This is a genomic window from Gracilibacillus timonensis (assembly GCF_900086715.1).
Classification (GTDB): domain Bacteria; phylum Bacillota; class Bacilli; order Bacillales; family Amphibacillaceae; genus Gracilibacillus; species Gracilibacillus timonensis.
Genome location: NZ_FLKH01000012.1, coordinates 1,962,086 through 1,983,030, shown reverse-complemented (window position 1 = coordinate 1,983,030; position 20,945 = coordinate 1,962,086). Strand labels below are relative to the sequence as shown.

Annotated in this window: 17 protein-coding genes; 2 read left to right on the top strand and 15 right to left on the bottom strand. The window is 38.5% G+C overall.

Annotated features, from left to right (window positions below; translation table 11 throughout):
* Positions 1-2 precede the first annotated feature (2 nt).
* The 8 genes from BN6556_RS20485 to BN6556_RS20450 form a co-directional block, all read right to left on the bottom strand.
* Entirely contained in the window at positions 3-1,568 is a 1,566-nt protein-coding gene (locus tag BN6556_RS20485) for a glycoside hydrolase family 43 protein (protein ID WP_066195761.1), read from the bottom strand.
* A 78-nt stretch (positions 1,569-1,646) separates the two neighbouring features.
* Entirely contained in the window at positions 1,647-1,964 is a 318-nt protein-coding gene (locus BN6556_RS20480; RefSeq protein WP_066195758.1) for a cupin domain-containing protein, read from the bottom strand.
* Positions 1,961-2,863 (bottom strand): MFS transporter, encoded by a 903-nt coding sequence (locus BN6556_RS20475; protein ID WP_328586567.1) that lies wholly within the window; start codon positions 2,861-2,863, stop codon positions 1,961-1,963. The genes BN6556_RS20480 and BN6556_RS20475 overlap by 4 nt, the downstream gene beginning before the upstream one ends.
* Before the next feature lie 192 nt (positions 2,864-3,055).
* Positions 3,056-3,325: a hypothetical protein gene (locus BN6556_RS20470; protein WP_066195753.1), complete on the bottom strand. Its 270-nt coding sequence runs from the start codon at positions 3,323-3,325 to the stop codon at positions 3,056-3,058.
* A gap of 19 nt (positions 3,326-3,344) precedes the next feature.
* Positions 3,345-4,409, bottom strand: coding sequence for a prenyltransferase/squalene oxidase repeat-containing protein (locus tag BN6556_RS20465; RefSeq protein ID WP_235817561.1), 1,065 nt, complete (start codon positions 4,407-4,409; stop codon positions 3,345-3,347).
* A gap of 23 nt (positions 4,410-4,432) precedes the next feature.
* A complete protein-coding gene (locus BN6556_RS20460; RefSeq protein WP_066195750.1) occupies positions 4,433-5,311 on the bottom strand; it encodes a carbohydrate ABC transporter permease in 879 nt (292 codons plus the stop codon).
* Between the two features lie 30 nt (positions 5,312-5,341).
* Entirely contained in the window at positions 5,342-6,301 is a 960-nt protein-coding gene (locus BN6556_RS20455; RefSeq protein WP_066195747.1) for an ABC transporter permease, read from the bottom strand.
* Between the two features lie 431 nt (positions 6,302-6,732).
* On the bottom strand, positions 6,733-8,253 hold the full coding sequence (locus BN6556_RS20450) for an extracellular solute-binding protein (protein WP_066195743.1): 1,521 nt from the start codon (positions 8,251-8,253) through the stop codon (positions 6,733-6,735).
* A gap of 201 nt (positions 8,254-8,454) precedes the next feature.
* On the opposite strand from BN6556_RS20450, the gene BN6556_RS20445 reads away from it, so the two are divergent.
* Both BN6556_RS20445 and BN6556_RS20440 read left to right on the top strand, forming a co-directional pair.
* Entirely contained in the window at positions 8,455-9,279 is an 825-nt protein-coding gene (locus tag BN6556_RS20445) for a YesL family protein (RefSeq protein ID WP_235817560.1), read from the top strand.
* Positions 9,280-9,481: 202 nt separating this feature from the next.
* Complete coding sequence (locus BN6556_RS20440; RefSeq protein ID WP_066195740.1) at positions 9,482-11,782, top strand: helix-turn-helix domain-containing protein; 2,301 nt, start codon at positions 9,482-9,484, stop codon at positions 11,780-11,782.
* 307 nt (positions 11,783-12,089) lie between these two features.
* Here the strand turns inward: BN6556_RS20440 and BN6556_RS20435 are convergent, their stop codons facing one another.
* The 7 genes from BN6556_RS20435 to BN6556_RS20405 all read right to left on the bottom strand — a co-directional run bounded on the left by BN6556_RS20435 (position 12,090) and on the right by BN6556_RS20405 (position 20,873).
* Positions 12,090-13,664 carry an FAD-dependent oxidoreductase gene (locus tag BN6556_RS20435; protein ID WP_066195737.1) on the bottom strand — a complete coding sequence of 525 codons (1,575 nt, stop codon included), beginning with the start codon at positions 13,662-13,664 and terminating at the stop codon, positions 12,090-12,092.
* A 4-nt stretch (positions 13,665-13,668) separates the two neighbouring features.
* Positions 13,669-14,364 carry an N-acetylmannosamine-6-phosphate 2-epimerase gene (locus BN6556_RS20430; RefSeq protein ID WP_066195734.1) on the bottom strand — a complete coding sequence of 232 codons (696 nt, stop codon included), beginning with the start codon at positions 14,362-14,364 and terminating at the stop codon, positions 13,669-13,671.
* A gap of 21 nt (positions 14,365-14,385) precedes the next feature.
* Complete coding sequence (locus BN6556_RS20425) at positions 14,386-15,906, bottom strand: DUF4127 family protein (protein WP_066195731.1); 1,521 nt, start codon at positions 15,904-15,906, stop codon at positions 14,386-14,388.
* A 12-nt stretch (positions 15,907-15,918) separates the two neighbouring features.
* The gene (locus BN6556_RS20420; RefSeq protein ID WP_066195728.1) at positions 15,919-17,586 is read right to left on the bottom strand and encodes an ROK family protein; all 1,668 of its coding nucleotides are present in this window, start codon (positions 17,584-17,586) and stop codon (positions 15,919-15,921) included.
* 165 nt (positions 17,587-17,751) lie between these two features.
* Entirely contained in the window at positions 17,752-18,576 is an 825-nt protein-coding gene (locus tag BN6556_RS20415) for a carbohydrate ABC transporter permease (protein WP_066195726.1), read from the bottom strand.
* 14 nt (positions 18,577-18,590) lie between these two features.
* Positions 18,591-19,490, bottom strand: coding sequence for a carbohydrate ABC transporter permease (locus tag BN6556_RS20410; protein ID WP_066195724.1), 900 nt, complete (start codon positions 19,488-19,490; stop codon positions 18,591-18,593).
* A 63-nt stretch (positions 19,491-19,553) separates the two neighbouring features.
* Positions 19,554-20,873 carry an ABC transporter substrate-binding protein gene (locus tag BN6556_RS20405; protein WP_066195722.1) on the bottom strand — a complete coding sequence of 440 codons (1,320 nt, stop codon included), beginning with the start codon at positions 20,871-20,873 and terminating at the stop codon, positions 19,554-19,556.
* Between the last annotated feature and the right edge of the window lie 72 nt (positions 20,874-20,945).

Genomic DNA, 20,945 nt, shown 5'->3' with positions numbered 1-20,945 from the left:
ACTCAGTCCCTCCCTTGATATTCAAACCAATCAAAATCGGCATAGCCAGCACTTTGTTTGCCATTCCCAGAACAGTACATTCCAATATAAGCACCTACGAAGCCACTAGCCAGGTCTGTACTCAACACTCTCCCATCAACATCTCTCGCAAGCAAATGTCGCTCTGCAGGATCTATCGCATAGCTAAAGGTATAATCCTGCCCATTGCCTTCTACGGATAAGTACACACACCAATCTTCTAATGCTTGTGTGGCAATCAATTGGTCGCTGCCAGCTTCTCTTCTCACTAGCTTTAACGTCGGCTGTTCATTTTCCGTTACCATTTCCACACGAATTTGATAACCATGATTCTGTAATAACACCAGGCCAGCACTATCTGTCGACTGAGCTGGTTTAAATTCCATTGCCAACTCAGCATAAAAATCAATATGCTGCTGCCGCCTCCCTACAAAGGATGGATTCTCTTCTTCCATAATGGTTTCTTGTTTTGCCTTTAGACGTAAATAACCTTTTCGCTCGGTTAAGGACCAAAAGGATTCTCGAGGCGTACGAATAAAATTCCACTGATCACCCAGCCTTTCCGATTCAAAGGAGTCATGTAACGGTTGCGCAGGCCATTTATGTTCCGGCAAGTTGGGAAAAGCCATCTCTGGTTCAACCAGCCCACTGCCCGGATTCACAATCGGCCAACCTTCTTCCCAAATAAATGGAACGAGAAATGTTTCCCGACCCAGATTTCGATAATAACCGCCGAAGGGTCTGGAAGCTAAGCAAACCATCCACCAGTCACCTGCCTGTGTCTCTATGATATCGGCATGCCCAACATTTACAATCGGATAATGTCTACCTAAATGTCGATGCGTCAAAATCGGATTGGTTTCCGTCATTTCATATGGACCTTTTACCTGCTTACTGCGTGCGATCGTTACTGCATGCGTATGTCCTGTACCGCCCTCTGCAATCATTAAATAATACCAATTCCCTATTTTATATAAATGCGGAGCCTCCTGTGCGTGAGCATTCTTTAACGCACCATCCCACAAACTATATTTCTCACCAATTAGTTTACCAGTCTCCAGATCTAACTCCTGCAACCATATCTCGTTATGCTTCTTATATCGCTGGCCTGAAGGTGGTTTACGATTCCCGGTATAATACACCTTACCATCATCATCAAATAGCAGTGATGGGTCAATTCCAGGCGCATCCTCAAGCCAAACCGGATTAGACCAAGGACCGGCCGGATCACTCGCTGTTACATAAAAATTCCGTCTCGCACCCGTTGGACTAACCACAAAGGTAGTAATCATATAAAAGGTGCCATTATGGTAGCGAATCGTTGGGGCATATATCCCTCGCGAAAAAGGGGTCTGATCCAAATTCAATTGTTCTGGTCGATCCAACACATGACCTAACTGGCGCCAATTCACCAGATCTTTACTATGAAAAATCGGCACACCAGGAAAATACTCAAAACTGGAAGTGACTAAATAATAATCCTCTTCTACTCGACAAACCGATGGATCAGGGTAAAACCCTGGTATAATTGGATTTTTAAACGTTTTCATTAAATTTCTTCTCCTTTTTTGCAAGATTTAAAATATCATATGGTGATTCGTTCATTTCCACGTACATTAGAAATCCTCTTAATCTCCGCTCACTAAATCCTCCCTGATTGGAGTAAACACATCTAACAGCTTACTTTTGGTTAATGCCGTTACACCATGAATGGCATTAGATGGAATCTGTAATGATTCTCCTTCCTCCATCACTGTTTCTTGCTGGCCAACCGTAAATAGCAGCCTGCCTTCTAAACAATACGTTAATTGTTCATGCGGATGACTGTGACTGGCACCTTGTGCCCCTTCCTCAAAAATCACTTCCATCATCATTAAGTCTTTTCCTGGCTGATGGACTTTACGCTTTACGCCAGGTTCTGCTTGTTCCCACTGATTTAGCGTCATGCCACTACCTCCCTTCTATTAATGAGTACAGGCAATATGCTCTGCAGCGCCATCACTCCTAAAATGATAAAGCCAGCGGTGTGAGCATCTATTTCTTGTGAAAATAGCATAAATATTAATATCCCCAAAGCTCTCCCAACATTAATGATCGTTTCACGCAACACGATGGACTCCACCCGAAATTCGGCGCCTAATGGAAGTCGATCAAGCCATTGGAAGTAATAAGCCGCATAAGCATTGGCCTGTAGGGGCTTAAACATATTTTGTGTAACCATAAACAGTACCACACTCCAGACCGCGATCTCCCATGTTAAAAAAGTTCCTGAAATAAAGAAGCCAATAGCAGCAATCCACAGATATTTAATCGTTTGGTCAATATTCGCAAAACGAGAAATAAGGTAACTCATCGCAATAGATATCGTTAAGAAACCGGCATTTAAATAGCCTACCATTCCCTCATCTTCAAAGATGCTGTAGATAAGAATCGGTGGAAGATACATCATGATCCCTTGTGGAAATCCAATAATAAACCAACCGATTAACGCCGAACGAAAAGCTTGCTGACGTTTAAGTATTTGAGGAAGAAATTTCATGTAGTAGCTGCGATGCTTAATACGTTCCTTTTTTAATCGAAAACTCCTCATCGTAGCTAAAAGAAATAATAGAAATGCCAGCGAAAATACCAATAAATAGCCCATTAATCCTTCAAATAAACTAATGATAAAACCAGCTAAGACAGGTGCTAGTAAATTAGAGGAACCCATGACCATCTGATTCCATCCCAAATACCGATGACGATTTTGGTTAGAAGAAACCTCATGTACAATCGTAAAGTAAGCCACCCAATACAAACCTTGTGCAATACCACGCCATAAAGCGAACCAATAGAAATGATTCACAATCCCCTCTTGAACCAAGATAATCAATAAATAGAACAGGGCCGTCATCCAGATACCATAACGATAAAGCGAGACTGCCTATTCGTAGGACTTCATTATCTTCCACGAATGGTTAGCGAGACTTATCAGGATGTTTAGCGTCCGTTGCCCCGAATTAGCCTCTTTTATTTTTCCAGTATCCTGAAGTGGGGCTTACGGACGGTTAACGCTGTGATAAATTATCGTACGCCCTTTCTTCTTTGACACCTTGCCAATTACAAAAGTAGTGACAGCTTGTGATAGAATAGCTATAAAATTGTACGCTCCGTTCACCCATAAACTGTTCGTTAAACGCCATAAATATAGATTTACAAAAATAATGGATAAAGCACCGCCAAATTGAAAGATGGCATGGTTCATCAAGACGTTGACCGCATCCAGTGATAATCTCTTTTCTTTATCCAATTTCCATACCTTATCCAAGCTATACACTTCTTTCTATTCACTGATTGAGACGCCCTTCTTTATCCCATATCTGATGTAGTCGCTGGTGAATCAATGTCGCCTGAGTCGTTGCATTCATATCACCTTCCGCTAACCCCAGCCCTAATTCCACAGGTGCTGGCATACCAGGATAAGATTCATCCGCTTTTACCTGTGCTACATTGGGGGCTTTTACAGAGTGGCCAATTTCTCTAGAGAAAGCACCATCTGCTTGCTTTAACTGCTCCATGTTATCTATTGTCATCTTGACTACTTCCTCTAGCGTTTGCTCTGACACGTGCACGTTTAGATAAGATAACAAATCAATCGGATTTCGGATATAACACATATCAATCGCGATCTCGTTATGTAGACAGTCCCATATCGATTGATAAATTTTCCCTTGATTGGGTAACGCAATCTGATATTTCCGGTAAAAAGTGTGGAGTTTAAAAGTTCCTGAGATCCTTACATACATGGACCCTTCTCCCCATAGTCCTGTCACCTTATCTTGTTTTTCTGCTAGATAGTCCGCAAAAGCCTGCACATAAATCGATTGTATTTCAGCATCCATCTCCGCTACATACACCATCGATGAAGCCAATAAGTCACAACCTCTCCAGCTGTTAACCAGTGAAATCTGCTCCCACTTCGCCCGATAGTCTTCCAATGAAAAAGCATAGGAAGGTGCTTGCCTTTGCTGAACTGGCAGTGGATATAAAGGGCTTCCTCCCAGTCGTCTCAAACTATTGACGGCATAATTCAATGCGCGGTGTACCATCACTTCATCCTGCTTCATCAATGGATGCGGATCATAGAAATAACCCGTGTCTGGCTGCTGTCGTTCTTGAAAAAAACGAATCAACGCTTGCCTAGGGAGCATATCCAATGCTTTTGATCTACTTAAAATATTAATTGCCTGTGCCGTCGATTCAATATCAGGAGGATACGAACGCTTCCTAGCAGCACTCTGAGCAAAGTAAAATCCTCCTGATTCAGGATCATACCGCTGTAATACCCATGGCACTACATCTTTCAGTAAATGATCTAAGCGCTGACCTGCTTCTTCACGCCAGTTTTTCATCGCTATGTTTCTCTCCTTTTTGATTAACCTTTAACAGAACCGAGAAGGGCCCCTTTAGCAAAATACTTCTGTAAGAATGGATAAACTAATAGTACGGGAATCGTTGCAACGACAATCGTCGCCATCTTCACCGTCACTTCTGGAGGCGGGGCATCTGTGTATGCTTCTGCGTCATAATTCATCCCACTTGCCAATACAACAATTTGTCTTAATAGCACTTGCACAGGCCATTTGTCTGCATCTGCTAAGTATAGAATGGCATGCATATAGGTGTTCCAATAAGTGACTGCATAGAATAATGATATCGTTGCTATTGCAGGTAACGATATCGGAATAACAATCCGAAACAAAATGCTAAAGTCATTGGCTCCATCAATTTTAGCTGATTCTTCCAGACCTGATGGCAAATTCATAAAGAAACTTCTTAGAATAATCATATTAAAGGCATTGATCGTAACTGGCACTACTAATGCCCATAACGAATCTAACAGTCCTGTTTGTTGTACTACTAAGAAAGTCGGAATCATACCACCATTAAATAATAAAGTGAATACAATTAAAAAATTCAACGTTCGTCTGCCAACTAGATCCCTTCGTGACAGGCCATAAGCAGTAAGAACCGAGAAGAACATACTCCAGATCGTTCCTCCAACCGTTACCATCACGGAAACTCCTAATGCTTTAAAGATTGTATCTGTAGAAAAAATATACTTATACGCCTGCAAACTGAATTCTGTCGGAAACAATAAAAATTTTGTCCTTGCAATCTCCGCGCTTGTTGCAAACGAGCTCCCTACCACATGAATAAAAGGCAAAATCGTAATAATCGCAAGCAAACCTAATAGAAAATAATTAAAGAAATCAAACACACGGCTCCCCGCAGAAATCTGTTGTTTAGCCACTCCTCTTCACCTCGTTTCCTGTTATCTTTTTTAATAGATACCTTCTTCGTTAAATCTCTTCGCTAACCAGTTTGCAAATACTACCATAGCTAAGCCTACGCCTCCTTTAAAGAATCCGACCGCTGTACTGTAACTGAATTGACCTTGCTGTAAACCTGCCACATAAACATAGGTATCAAAAATCTCCGCAACATTTCTATTAGAAGAGTTTAACAATAAGTAGACATGCTCAAAACCTAGTTCCAATACGTCACCAATTTTCAGTATTAATAAGACAATGATGACATTACGGATTGCTGGCACGGTAATATGCCACATTTGGCGAAAACGATTCGCTCCATCCATTCTAGCCGCTTCATACAATTGCGGATCAACTGCTGTGATAGCAGCTAAAAAAATAATCGTCCCCCAACCTGCTTCTCGCCAAATAACCTGCAGGATATACATAGGTCTAAACCAATCTTCATTTAAAAGGAAATTGACTTTCTGTAAACCTAATGATTCTAAGATAGCGTTTACAATTCCGCCATCCAGTGTTAACAATACATAACTGATAGACACAATAACTACCCATGACATAAAGTGCGGAATATAGACCAAGGTCTGTACACTACGTTTGAAAAATTGGTGTCTCACTTCATTTAGCATAAGGGAAATAATGATAGGAATCGGAAAAAAGATAAAAATCTGCAGTCCAAAAAGGACCAAAGTATTCTTGAAAATCATCCAAAATTCTGAACTTGCAAATAATCGTTGAAAGTGTTCTAACCCTACCCAGTCACTCCCCAAAATTCCTCTATATGGTTTATAATCTTGAAATGAAATGACTAATCCATACATAGGGAGATATTTGTAGATAAAAAAATAGAGAAAACCAGGTAAAATCATTAAGTAGATTAATTTGTTTTTCTTAATATTACGCCATGTTTCCGAACGTTTCATGTTTCTAATCTGTTTCCGTTCTTTTACGGTTAGTGTAGAATGCTCCATAAGCCAAACCCTTTCTTTATCAATTTCTGTTGTAAAAAAGAACGCTAGGTTTTACAAGTTATCAACTAGACCTACAATAAAGTGTTATCCATCACCATAGACTCTATTATCCGTATAGGAGGATCACATCAAGAGAAAATACGAACAGATCACTTGGTTTCTATAAACCATTACACCGGATAGAAGGACTCTGCCTTGTAATGTAATGTTCACGCCATCTGTTGATACTTCCCTCTGCCCTAACAAAAGCGTAATGGAAAGGATACATGACGTAAATAATCATTATCTTACTAATCCCAAATAACCTTGATATCAAGCCTTATCGCAAATTTTTTGTTCAAATATCCTTACGTTACAGATCATGATTATCCATTCTGTTGTGAGGATAGGGAGGGCTCTCAAAATGTTCATTTTAAGAGCCCGCTTTTTTCTTATTGTGCCGCGTTATACTCTGCGATAATATCCTCTCCACCATCTGCTTCCCATTTATCAACAGCGGCATCGAAACCTGCTTCATCAATCTGACCGATTATATAGTTATACGTAGCATCTGTAATGATTTCTTGCAATCTTGCACCGTCATTCACATAGGTTTCTGAATATAAAGCAACGGTTGGATCTTCGATTAAATATTCTTCGTTCTCAACGGTTAATTCTTCAGCCTTTGCTTTGATGTCATAGTCATGATACCCTTCGTAACGTCCATTCGTTTCAGGCTCGCCTATCTCAATTGCTTGATATGGTTTGACTTCTCGATCCGTCAAAGCTTGATCGTCTGAGGGTGAAGCTGCACCATCCACCACTTCGTAATGTTCTCCTTCAATACCCCAATAGGCATAGTTCATTACTTCAGGTTCCATCAATTGATCAAAAAAACCTAGAATTTTCTTTAGATCTTCTTCTGTCTCTACAGAGCTTTTCGGAAACATAAGCAAACTTCCGTATCCCGGAATCGACCAAGTGCCGAACTCGCCATGCGGTCCTTCCACAGCATTTTGAACATCAAATTTGGCATCTGGATTGATCGCTACTGCGTCATAGTTGATACTCGCTACATCGCCCATTGAACCAACGTAGATACCTGCTGTTCCATTCTTAAAAAATTCCTGTTGATCTGTTTTACTTGTTACAGGAAAATCCTGATTAATATAGCCATTTTCATGCATTTCTTTGAAAAAATCCATCGTTTGTTTGTACTCATCAAACATAAACTCTGGTCTTAATTCGCCATCTTGCTCGCCCCAGTTATTCGGTGTTCCAAACCACGAACTAACCGTTTTGAAGGCACCATAGATCAAGTCACTTCGGTCCGTAACTCCAAATGTATCATCTTCTCCGTTTCCATCTGGATCATCCTCTGTAAACGCACGCGCCATTTCCATAAATTCATCGGTCGTAGTTGGTGCCTCTAAACCTAAATTATTTGCCCAATCTTTACGATAAATCATACCTTGACGCGATAATGGTCGCCCTTGATACAAGGTATATAAATTACCATTTACTCGCGTATTATCTACTACATTCTCCTTCAATTTAGATAGATTATCGAATTCATCAATAAATTGACCTATTTCCCAAAACTGCTCATCTTCTATTGCCTCTCTAAACTGAATAAAAGAAGCCTGGTTTTTCAAAAACACAGCCTCTGGCAAAGAATTGGTTGCGAAGGCCGTGTTCAAACGATCATCATAGTTATTATCAGGTACCCATTGAATTTCGATGTCTGTATTGGTTTCTTCTTCAATCTTTTCTAATATCTTCTCATCAGGTACTTCTGGTGTATGCAAGTTGGCCATTACAGTAAAAGCAAATGGTCCTCCACTGTCATCGGCCGAATCATCCGAGGAACTGCTTCCTCCTTCACTTGAGCTGTCACTGCTATTACATGCTGCTAAAACAAAGATGAATGTCAACAATAAGACCGTTCCAAATAGCTTTCTCCAATTACTCAAATTAACCACCCTCCAAAATATTTATCATTTTGTACCGCATTGATTGATTTTGGGTACATTTCCTATAGTAATGAAAACGCTTCACTTTGTATATAATCACTTTCTCATAGCTCACTGCATCCGTGATGATAGCTCATGTTTCATTAGAGGTTTTTTGTAGAATAATCATCTTTCTATTAGCCCACAAAAAGAGATGACATAATGATTATTCTTTTGCTACTTATCATCACGAACCCTTTTGTAGCAACGATTACAACTTGCTTAGATGATGATTACACCATTGAAAACGCTTTAATTGATTGTTTACGAAATCAACATTACAAGGTATTCTCTTATTATATAACTTTTAAGATTGGAGGACGTGCTATAATGCAACTAACTGGAATATGGGGAGGATTCTACCGTATCAGTGTCTGGGTTACTCGATTTGCTTGGCTGAATTTATTATGGGTTGCCTTTACTTTAGCAGGATTGATTTTATTAGGACTGCTTCCCGCTACTTTTGCCATGTTTGCCGTTGTTCGTAAATGGGTGGTTCAGGAGTATGATATTTCTATTGTTAAAACTTTTTTCGCTGAGTACAAAAGCACATTTGTTACATCCAACCTGTTGGGACTTGTGTTATACGCTATCGGTTACATTTTATCAGTCTTTCTAAACTACACTGGATTAATGGCAGACTCCAGTGTATATCCGATTTTATTTGGTCTATTTGTGATTGCTGCTTTCTTTTATACCGTGTTACTTCTTTATATTGCCCCGGTATATGTCCATTACCAATTAACTTTCTGGCAGTATATCCGTTATGCCGTTTCTATCGGTGTGGTAAACTTACATTATTCTATTTGTGCATTAACCATCTTAACAGGAATCTATTTTCTATCTTTTTATTTACCTGGAATTACCCTGTTTTTTAGCTTCAGCGTCAGTGCTTATACCAGCATGTTCATTATCCATATCGGTTTTAATCAGTTATTAAAAAAACAACAAGAACAAACAAAAGAGATTAACGTGTCTCCATTGTAGCTGTTATGCAAAAACCAGCTATAATGACCACTAGACCTGAGACACATGATGAATAAACCTTTTTTTAAACAGGGAAACGGACTCGAAAAATCAAACTTCATGCAATATGCAGTTGGACGAACAGAGCTGACATTGTCCATCCAGCTTAGCTACTGTAATTAAGTACACAGTTGATGATAACTCCAGACAAAGGAAGTTCACTATGAAAAAATTATCTACTCGGCATTATTTTAAACTTATTGCCTTTTTATTTATTTTAAGTACCGTACCTGTTATTATCACTGGCGGTCTGTCTTACTGGCAATCTTCTAAGGCCATCGTGGACTTCTCTAATGACGAGAAAAAACAAAATATCTATCAAATTCAAACCAATGTGGAGCAAGTTCTGCGATATATTGATCTATCTACTACTTATTTTGTCCGTTCTGGCCAAACACAAGCCTATCTAAGAGAAGATATGCGCGCCAATGTATTTAGTGATTTTCATCAGTTACGGAAAGATTTAAACCATTTACAGACGATTGAAACTGGAATCGAAGATATTATTTTGGTTAGCTTAGACAATCGTTGGCTGCTAAATAACGACGGACTCGTGCGATTAGATAATCAAACGTATCAAACGATCTATCAAGATTACCTGCAGATTCCTAATACATCAGCATGGCTAGTCGAAGAGGCAGACAGAATCGGTCTTCCCAACGCAACGAAAAAAAGTTGCTCTCAATATATTAATCTTGTTAAAAAACTGCCACTTTTATCATCGAATAATACAGGTTTGATTTCTGTGATTATTCCCAGTTGTGAACTCCGGGAAATTATGGCACAAAGTAATGATAACGAGTCTTTCTTGATCTTAGATGAGGAGAACCGTACGATCGCACAGAGCAATACCGAATATACAGGGGAAACAAGCCAGATACCTCAAGATCTATTTGAACACATTGATAACAATGCACTCGAAGGAGAATTTGAATACCGTCTAAATAATGTTGATTATAAGATCTCTTATCAAACATCAGACTATAATAACTGGACTTACTTATCCTTCGTCAAACTAAGTGACTTACACATGAAATCCAGTTCCATTGGCTGGCTCACATTCTGGATTGTGATTGTTCTCTTAACTACTTCTTTATGCTTTGCTTTTGTCGGCAGCAAAGTTCTATATCGCCCAGTCAAAAAACTACAGCAAATTATCGATGCCAACCACCATGAAAAAACAGATACAACCGCACCTGTTAACGAATTCGACATGATCGAATCCCACATTGAACGTCTATTAAATCAGAATCATCTGTTAGAAAAACGAGTGCAAAGCCAAGTTTCACAGTTGAAACAATTATTTATGATGCGTTTATTACAAGGTAAAGTATCAAAAGGAGAAATACCGCTTAAAGTGAAAGCATTTCAGTATGAACAAGACTGGACTTCTTTCTCGATCTTTTCTCTAAAAATAGATGAAATCGATCAACAGAAGTTCAATTCCAACGATCACGATTTGGTCCTATTTGCGATTAATAACTTAATGGAGGACTTGCTTTCAGAGAAAGAGCGCTTAACACCTGTTGTCATCAATGACACGCAGATAACCATAATTATGATGAAATCAAACAATGCAACGGAATATTCCCGGTTACTAAACCAAAAGGCGGAGTTGATTCAATCCAAAGTCAAAGAACTACTTCATTTATCAGTCAGCATTGGTATAAGCAAGGCCCATCAAAAACTGGAATATGCCCATATTGCCTTCAAGGAAAGTAAAGAATCACTTAAGTATCGGTTGAAGATGGGTGAAGGTTCTATCATTTTTTATGATAATTTGAATAGACGTTATTCCAATGTAGCACCTTACCCTGTTGCGATCAAAAACAAGATCTTGGATGCGATTAAATTATGTGAGAAGGAAATTGCTTTACAAGAATTAACCAAGTTCTTTGATTATCTAGACCGACATGACATTCATCATCAACAGTTAGAAATTATTCTCTCTCGTTTCCTGTACGAGTTATACGAATTGAAAGAATCACTGGGAGCATCCGTCGAACAGTTTCAAACAACAGAAATGATTACACATTTTCAAAACCTTCGATCGATGGAGTCTATTCATGATTGGGTAAGCTCAGAAATTATTCTCCCACTCATTCAGAATATTGAAGAAAAAGATGATTCCAAGAATCGCAAAATTTCGGATAGAATAATCACTATGATTCATCATAACTTTGATAAAGATCTTTCACTTGATATTATAGCTGCTGAGCTGCATTATAACCCTAATTATTTGAGCAGCATTTTCCAAAAAGAAGCCGGTTATTCGTTTAGCGAATACTTGCTCCGTTATCGCCTAAATAAAGCGAAAGAATGGTTAGTCTCCACCAAGATGTCTGTAAAGGAAATTGCACAAAGGCTGAAGTATAATAATTCACAAAACTTTATCCGCTCCTTTCGCAAAATGGAAGGCACAACACCTGGGAAGTATAGGGAGCAGTATCGAGGGAGGGATTGAGTATGAGGTAAAACAGCAAAAACTAAAAGAGGAAGTTTACATCATCATAGAGCTTCCTCTTGTTTTAAAATTGTTTGTACAGTTGTAAGTGATAGCTTGGACGGCTTTTTTTATAAAACAATTTAAATTCTTTATTTAATGAAGAGAACAAAGATTGCTTCCTGAAAAATTCATTCATACTGTAAATTTTATTTTGCAAGAGTTTTATCCTTGTACATATAAAAGCTAATTTATTTACAAACATCATTTTATATTCGTATAATCTATCAAGTGTCTCACTATTATAAGCTTTCTATTTACATGTAATTCACTCCAAGTCGGCAGGCCAATGAATTTCAACTCCATTGTTTATGAGTAACTGCTGATAAGCAGACAAATGGTTCTTCTCTACACGAACCTGATGAGGAGAAATATCATTATCAATAGCATAGGCTATTAAATAACCAACTGATTCGCCAATGTTCCATTCTGTTGGGTGGAGACGGTAACAGCTGTTAGTAATTTGGGTGGTTCCAATATTTTTACAAGCTGGCAGTAAATTTTTTAATCTTACTGGTAATAGTGCGCCTAAGGGGATTTCATATGGTTTACTAGGGATATAGAATGTCCTGTTTGTAACGGTGGTATGATGCATATCCAAGTGATAACTTCCCACACCGACACTATCCTCAAATGTACATCTCTCATTTTCTGTTATAAAGTCCTTACTGACATCTCTTTCTGTTATAGTGTAAACGGCTTTTATTCTTCTTGATTCACGAATATAAGGATATTTCGCTAGCCCATCCTCTGTACCTAACGCTGTAGTTGCTAAACGGAGTTCTGGATATCCGCGCCCGCCACCATAACGAGGAGCCTCTGTCTGGAGCCAGTATAGTAGAGAAAGGCTGAGTTGTTTTGCATTTCCCAAGTGTCTTTGACGTTCTTTTTCGGAAACATCTATAATCGAGCCTAAAAAGTAATCATTTTGTGGCCAATTAATTAGCGATATATCCCCTTCATATAAATTTTTAGCTAAATGTCTCGTATCGATCGCTCGACGATAGGTAAATAAGTCAGCTATTTTTTTACTGTTTGGTAAAAGAGTAAATTCCTTTAAGCTAGTTATGTCTGCAGAGTTTACTGCATACCAGCTTAGTAACGGTTTATCTGAATAAGTCGGTATGAATGTTTTCCAAAAATCGTACTGTGCTGGTTTTGGAATGACGAAGTCACCGTTTTCCACATATTCTACGGCAAGCACATAGGTAATCGCTTGTATATCTGATGGGTTAGGTTGATCTAAGGCATGTGGTTCTCCTGTCTCTTGCTTAGCCTCTGCTCCAGTTACATATTCTGTATTAGTTAAAGGAAGAAGCTCTCCACACTCCGTCGCATCAACAAAATAAGGAGCGGTGAGTTTTATTATCTCCTGAGACAATGATTGTTGTTGTATATTTATCGAGGCAACCTTATCATTACTCATTTCTGCTTCCATCAGTTTACTATTCAAATGTATCATGACTTGGTTGCTGTTAATATAAGGTGCTAACATATCTTGCAACACACGCAATGCAACTTTTGGTTCATGGGACAGTCGACTGACCCATCCATTTCCTGGATTGAGAAATGGATCTTTTTTTGCCTGATCTGTTAGAGGGTAATTGTTTTTATAATATGCGCGAATTCGATTTCGAAATTCTCTATATGTTTTTGTACAGCCAAACTTTTCAATCCATTGGTGTTCATCTGGAGGAACCGCTTGACTGGTTAGTTGACCACCTATCCAGTCTGTTTCTTCTGTCATAATTACCCTTAATCCCATTTTGGCGACCGCTAGGGCAGCGGCACATCCCCCTAATCCTCCGCCTACAACGATAACATCAGCTTGTTCTTGTTTCATCAACTCACCTCTCCTCCGTTTTTAATGCGGAGACAAATGTTTTTGTAATGAGCTGTGGTCTAGTGATTGCTCCGCCCACTACTACTGACCAAGCTCCCAGCGCCAACATTTTTTGAGCCTGTTCTGGTGTATGAATCTTTCCCTCCGCAATCACCGGAATATCATAGACAGTGACGAGTTGTTTAACAAGATTAAAGTCTGGCCCCATTTTATGTGCTGTTTCTTCTGTATAACCTGATAGCGTAGAAGAGAGGATATCCACGTTACACGTAGCAGCATACTCAGCATCTCGTTCCGTTGCAACATCCCCCATAACCAGCGCACTACTATGATCATGGATGTAATCCACCAGATCTTTTAATGATTCTTGACTAGGTCGTGGACGATTGGTCGCATCTAATGCAATCACCTCTGGATTAACAGGGAGAAGCTCTTGTATTTCTTTAACGGTTGGCGTAATAAAAACTTCACTATCGGAATACTCACATTTCACAATAGAGATAAGAGGAAGGCCTGTCTGCTCTTTGATTGCACGAGCATCTGCATATGTATTACATCTGATGGCTTTAGCTCCACCCTCCTTTGCAGCCTGTGCCATTTTCGCCATCATATTTGCACCATGAAGCGGCTCATACTCCAGTGCCTGACAAGAAACGATAAGGCTATGACGGATAGTATTTAAAAATTGTTGCTGATCCATATATATTCCTCCATTATAATGTTAATAATGTTGTACCTCTAGCTCTATACCGCATTCAAACATTCTGTTCCATGGGGCATAAGTCTGAATATTTATCGACGTCTGGTTAAAACTATTTGTGATTGTTTCTCTGAATCGTTCCAATAATAATTTATCTCTGGTCCGATCAATCATCTCAGCCTGATCCTTCAAATCAAAATAGGTTAATTGATAAGCAGGTAGGATTTCCTCTGCTAGTTTCATCCTCAGCTCTGCCTGATAAAAATAATCGTCCAATAAATGATAAATAATATTTTCTTTAATCTTCAATGTATTGGTGTGCGATAGCCCGAGTACCCCTTGGGAAATCGTAGTACCCAGTGTATTGCCATTCGTATTCCATCCTTTATATGACAGCATTTTATCTAGTATACCCGCTTGATCTAACCGGATAATTAATTCATGGTCCCCACCGTTAGCATATGCTGAATCAGCAATGATCAGCTGCTTCCCTTGGCAAACGAATCCTTTCATATTCTCTACAAACATAGATAGATTTCGAAAGCTATCATAGGTTATATCTTTCTGATACTGTTCCCATGATTCTTGCATTATTTTCCCTGGCGTGTTATATGCAAGGATTAAATCGGCTTCATCCGGATCATCCGTCAGTCTACAGCCAGCTGCCATCGTATGTGCCTTCAAACTCTCATAAAAAGGACGATCCTCATATAGTGGAATAAGCTGAGCACCCAGCGTACTGCTCCAAATAGGATAAATGGAAGGAGTACTATGATAATAGTCATTATAAGCTCTAGCCAGCAGAGTAGCACCAACTTCATCGGCACCTGGATATATATGCACCTGATTGTATAACTGCAATTCTCCACGCCTTTTTAAAACGGCATGTTGATCTTTGGCAGTATAACCAAATTCAGCACTGTCATCCTGAGGAATCGCTAAGAAGGTCACGACACCATCCTTCACAAGTTCTAAGACACACTGATTCATTCGGGAATTAAACCTTCTTCGTCGTTCATAATTCTCGATGTATGTGTTTGGCAGAGAATGACTGATTTCCTGTAACTGTCTGCTTTCTTCTTCTGAAATAAGGTGTTTTTCTTCCTTATCCGTTAAGTATGCGCGCAAAAATAATTCCCGCCCCCAATCAGCATAATAATCAGGCTCCTCATCATTTGAGCTATACTTTGGTGTACGCATAATCATATTAGACGCATAAATTGATATATTGGGAAATTGACGTTGAAAATCTCGTAACCGTTTTAACCACTTATCCCCTGTTTTTTTCTCCATTTCGTGCAGTCGTGATGGTATCAAGCCGCCATAAATCAGCATATCTAAGCTCAATATTAAGGAATCAACTTCACTTGCATTATCTATTATCCAACTCCATAAACGCTCAACAGCTGCAGGTGTTTTTTTATTACTTAAGAGATGTATTGGCGGCATGACCAATTCCAGATCCCGTGATGAGTTTGCTATTCTTTTGACAACCAGTGTATTACATGGCCTTTCATCAATAGGAATATATATTATTCTCATCTCTACTCTCCTTTACACGTTAGACTCATGTTGATCCACTATCATATCCAACTCTTGAAAAAGCGTGTCAATCAAGTATAAAATGGAAATCTCTCGTATGGAATGAGTACCTATTCCACTATCATCCGGAATATATAGGGATAAATTGGTGTTCTCTAGTACTGGCGATCCTTTCTGGCTGGTTATGCCAATTGTTGTGGCACCTTCAATTTTTGCCGTTTTTAAGAACTCTATAATTTCTTTATCATGACCAGAGATGCTCAATCCGATAACTACTGACTGTTTCCTATCTAAATTCGAGGAAATATTTAACTGATAGGTACTTGAAAAAACATCAACGGGAATACCTAATGTCATAATACGATATTTGATTTGATTCATGATCAGGGCCAGTTCCTCATTCCCAAGTAGGAAAATATATTTCGCTGACATTATGGCTTGCATGATTTGTAACATCTCTTTATTTTGGTTTAACGTTTCAATTTTATCTAATATATTAAAGTAATCCTGCTTTATTTTTATCAAGCTATTTGCTTCCGACTTGTCGTGAATTCTATTTCCTACTAACGCTTCTTTTGCCATAAGACGAAGCTGACTATAAGAACCGATATTCAATTTCTTACAAAATCGGGTAATCATGGATTCAGACACATTAATTTTGTTTGCCATTTGTGAGATGGTATGATTTGGTACATCTGTTAGATTCATCGTGATATACTTGGCTATTGTTTTTTCCCCATTTGTTAGCTTATGTTTATTGGATTCCATCATGGTAGTGATTTTATTGAATGGCTGAAGCGATTCTTGCAACAAAAAATGACGTAAAGCACCAATCATTCCTGCATCATTAAGGTTTCCGGCAATTTCAATCTTGGTTTTCTGCAAAATCGCAGGGATAACGTCTTTCTCTAATTGTTTCATAATCAGTGGGTGCAAAAATTCCTTTTGATTGGTAATTCCACCACCTATAACAAGCATTTCTGGATTCATAATATAAATAATGGTGGCAATACCTTTTGATAAATAATAGATTAACCTGTTGATTTCCTCGATACAGATTTGATCGTCATGCTGTGCCATTTCAAATATTTTTTTACCATCTAGCTCAGACGTGGTACAATTCTTCCGTTTCGCCACATTTTCAATAAGTGTCTTTGTAGCGGCCAACTCCTGGAATTCCTCTCCTTCAATGGGGATATATCCAATTTCTCCACCGCTGAAATGATGGCCCGTATGTAATTGATTATCAACCACATAGCTACCACCTATACCTGTACCTATCGTTAAACAAAACATACTTTTGGCGTCTTTACCTTTCCCAATCCAAGACTCAGCTAAACCGACACAATTCACGTCATTCTCTACCCCTACCGGCAAACCAAAAAAATCCTCTAGTTCTTGCTTTACATGTATACCGGTATATTCAGGAATAATTTCTGAAGCATATAAGATAACTCCCTTCTTAGAATCAACTTGGCCAGCTGTACTAATGCAAATTCCACTTATTGTGTGGTCATTCATTAGCTCTTTTCCAAGCATCTTCACCTTATTTAACACTTCTTTACCACCTAAGTAGGCATCGGTTAAGTGTTCATTTTTTGTGACAAATTGCCCTGTTTCGGTAAGTACACCATATTTAATGAGTGTTCCCCCTATATCAAACGTTAAAAAATTCCTCATAATTATTCTCCTTACCATCGGTAGTTCATCTACTTATCATGTTGTTAGCTTTATTGATCATCGCAAACCTCTTATCTAAACGCTAATTCCTGTTTCGAGTATATCAAAAAATGGAATAGAGGATGCAGATGATGAGCTGAAAATGTAAGATTTACTATAACTGACTTATCCCTTTACAGCACCATCTGTTTGCCCAGATATGAAATATTTCTGCAGCCATAAAAAGATGATTAAACTAGGAATAGTCGTTAAAATAGAAGCAGCACTTATTAATTTTAGGTTTCCACCATCAAAATTCTGAGACATTTGTGCCAATCCAATGGATAAGGTGTACATACTGCTTTCAGTTGTATTAATTAGTGGCCATAAATAATCTCCCCATGTAAACGTAAAGGTATAGATTGCCAATGCAATTAATGTTGGTTTAACTAAGGGTAATGCGATTTTCCACCATACCTGAAATCTATTTGCACCGTCTAAATAAGCAGACTCCTCTAAATCCTTTGGGACAACTAGGAAGGCCTGTCGCATAAAAAACACACCAAAAGCTGTTGATATTTGCAGCACGGTTAATCCGATATGTGTATTTCGGAGACCCAGTTCACCGGCAATTTGAAATAATGGTGCCATAAACAACTGAAAAGGTACCGTCATCGTAGAAATAATTAAGATGAGCACCAAGCCTCTTCCTTTAAAATCAATGCGAGCTAAGGCATAGCCGGATAAACTACTGAATAATAAATTAAATACTACAGCAATAGCTGTTACGATAACCGTATTCCAAAAATATAGAATAAAATCTGTTTGTTGAAATGCATTAATATAATTATCTAAAGTTGGGTTACTAGGTAAGACACCGTCATAAATACCTTGTGAGGCCGGCTTTAAGGATATAATCAATGTATATATAAATGGACCGACAGTAATAGCAGTAATGATCAACATTACAATGTAAATCCAGATCCTTTTACTGATAGAATTTGATTTCATTCTTTTTCACCCCTTTAACTTTTTAGGTCTTTTTCACGACCGCTAGTGAGTTTCATTTGTAACAATGACCCAATAATAGCCATCGCTAATAATACCAGACCAGCTGCAGAAGCAATGCTAACATCAAATTCCATAAATTTATCGTAGATATACATAACTAGAGTGGTTGTGGCTCCAGCAGGCCCACCATTTGTTGTAAGAGCAATTTCTTCAAAAACTTTTAAACCATTAACAAGGGTTAAAATAGACACCAACGTAATCGATGGTACTAACATCGGAATGGTAATTTTAGTGAATTGCTGAATAGAATTAGCCCCGTCAATACTAGCCGATTCATATAATTGCTTAGGGATAGACTGCAAATTTGCTAGATAAATGATCATATAGTAGCCTAATCCCCTCCAAACAGTGATAAATGCCACAGCTACAAGCGCCGTTGATGAATTAGTCAAAAAGTTCATTGAAGAGTCAATAATTCCAATGGAAAGCAGAATGTTAGACAGAGTACCATTTTGAGCGTAAAGCATTTTCCACATAAGTGCTCCAACAACGATTGGTGTAATAACAGGAATATAATACAAGACTCTAAACATTCCGACGGCTTTTATTTTTTGATTGACTAAAACAGCCAATATCATCGGTAAAAATATATTTAAGGGCAATACAATAACGATATACAGAATAGTATTACCAAAGGCTTCCCAAAACAATTCATCAGTAAAAATCTCTCTAAAGTTCTCTAATCCTACAAATGTACTTGTTTCAGCAATTAATTGATAATCTAAAAAACTCCATCTGAATGCTTCAATAATCGGTATAAATAGAAACGTAACCAATATAGCAATAGACGGTAACAGAAATAACCAAGGAGCTACATTGTTCATAACATCTTTGTTGTTAAGGATTTTTTTCATTTGATCCCCTCCCTTGAATGAGAGAGACTAGCAACCATAAGAAGCTAGTCTCAAAATTTTTCATCAAAATGTTGGGGTTATGCCTGCTTCCTCAAATGAGGCATCCCATTCTTCTGCAATTTTAGCCAGTGCTTCTTCAGGAGTTAAATCTCCTTGTAAATTTTCGACGTAAACTCTTTTTATAATATCTCGTAATGCTGCATTGTTCTCGATTTGCGGAATTAATACCTCAGAACGTTCCAGTGATTTTGAAGCTTCAAGCATACCTTGAGCTTTCGGTGAATCTCCAGGATCGGTAAAAAATTCATCTTCTAAAGATTCGGTAGTGGATGGCAGTACCGTTCCAGCAATTTTTGCAAATTCAAGCTGATTCTCAGCGTTGGTAACAAACTCCGCTAAAGCAACAGCAGCCTCAGGGTTATCTGTCTTTGCAGGTATGGAGAAATTCATAACAGCTACATTAACCGGGGCCTCTGGATCATTCAATGGCTGATCAGCTCGAGCATTCTCATAAACATTTGGCGCGCCTGATTCTATTGGCCCTAAGAAAGTTACGCCTGTTTCTGTTAAAGAGATATTTTCAGCCATAAATAATTCCTGCGCTGTACCAAAAGATCCTTCGGCATTTTCTTGCGGCATAATCCCTTCCTCATACATCTTCTGGGTTAAGTTAAAAAATTCAATTAAGGATTCATTGTCCTCAATCACTGTTACACCATCTTCTACGATAGGTTCACCATTTGCCAGCGTTATCATTTTTTCCATAATGGTTTCGCCTGTATTAATTATTTGAAAATAAGAAGGATTCCCGGTTTCCTCAGTGATTACTTTAGCAGTATCATATATTTCCTGTGTACTTTGTGGCACTTCATCTATCCCAGCTTGTTCAAAGTGGTCGTTGTTATACCAACTGACGGTGGTTGTCAGATACCAAGGAAGAGCATACAAACCATCAGCAAAGTACCCAGCGTTAAATGGTCCTTCTAAATAAGAGTTTTGTGTTTCTTCATCAACATGATCTGATAACTCCAACAGCCCACCTTGATCTGCAATGTTGACCATAAAACGTGGTGCTAAGTTAACAACATCTGGCACATCATCGCCCGTTAACGAAGTGAGTACATTTTGTTCAATTTCATTTTGTGGAATATCTTCTATAACAACATCTACATCTGGGTGCATTTCTTCAAATGCTTCTTCAATATCAGTAAAATAGCTGTCAAACGGTTCTCCTGACAGCGAGGCAGTCCACATCACCACTTCACCTGACAAACCATTGGACGATCCCGATTCATTTGATGACCCGGAATTATCCTCCTCACCACAAGCTATCAGACCAACCATCAGCAAAAAAAGCATGGAAAAACAACTAATTTTTTTCATGAATATACCCCCTTGGATAAAATTAAGCATTTCCAATAAAGAAGAAATCGCTTCCTTAATTGCAATTGTACT

Excerpts from the sequence above, each read along its gene's own strand:
- BN6556_RS20485 (WP_066195761.1), bottom strand. The coding sequence starts at position 1,568 with ATGAAAACGTTTAAAAATCCAATTATACCAGGGTTTTACCCTGATCCA.
- BN6556_RS20480 (WP_066195758.1), bottom strand. The coding sequence starts at position 1,964 with ATGACGCTAAATCAGTGGGAACAAGCAGAACCTGGCGTAAAGCGTAAA.
- BN6556_RS20465 (WP_235817561.1), bottom strand. The coding sequence starts at position 4,409 with ATGAAAAACTGGCGTGAAGAAGCAGGTCAGCGCTTAGATCATTTACTG.
- BN6556_RS20455 (WP_066195747.1), bottom strand. The coding sequence starts at position 6,301 with ATGGAGCATTCTACACTAACCGTAAAAGAACGGAAACAGATTAGAAAC.
- BN6556_RS20445 (WP_235817560.1), top strand. The coding sequence starts at position 8,455 with ATGATTATTCTTTTGCTACTTATCATCACGAACCCTTTTGTAGCAACG.
- BN6556_RS20440 (WP_066195740.1), top strand. The coding sequence starts at position 9,482 with ATGAAAAAATTATCTACTCGGCATTATTTTAAACTTATTGCCTTTTTA.
- BN6556_RS20435 (WP_066195737.1), bottom strand. The coding sequence starts at position 13,664 with ATGAAACAAGAACAAGCTGATGTTATCGTTGTAGGCGGAGGATTAGGG.
- BN6556_RS20430 (WP_066195734.1), bottom strand. The coding sequence starts at position 14,364 with ATGGATCAGCAACAATTTTTAAATACTATCCGTCATAGCCTTATCGTT.
- BN6556_RS20425 (WP_066195731.1), bottom strand. The coding sequence starts at position 15,906 with ATGAGAATAATATATATTCCTATTGATGAAAGGCCATGTAATACACTG.
- BN6556_RS20420 (WP_066195728.1), bottom strand. The coding sequence starts at position 17,586 with ATGAGGAATTTTTTAACGTTTGATATAGGGGGAACACTCATTAAATAT.
- BN6556_RS20415 (WP_066195726.1), bottom strand. The coding sequence starts at position 18,576 with ATGAAATCAAATTCTATCAGTAAAAGGATCTGGATTTACATTGTAATG.
- BN6556_RS20410 (WP_066195724.1), bottom strand. The coding sequence starts at position 19,490 with ATGAAAAAAATCCTTAACAACAAAGATGTTATGAACAATGTAGCTCCT.
- BN6556_RS20405 (WP_066195722.1), bottom strand. The coding sequence starts at position 20,873 with ATGAAAAAAATTAGTTGTTTTTCCATGCTTTTTTTGCTGATGGTTGGT.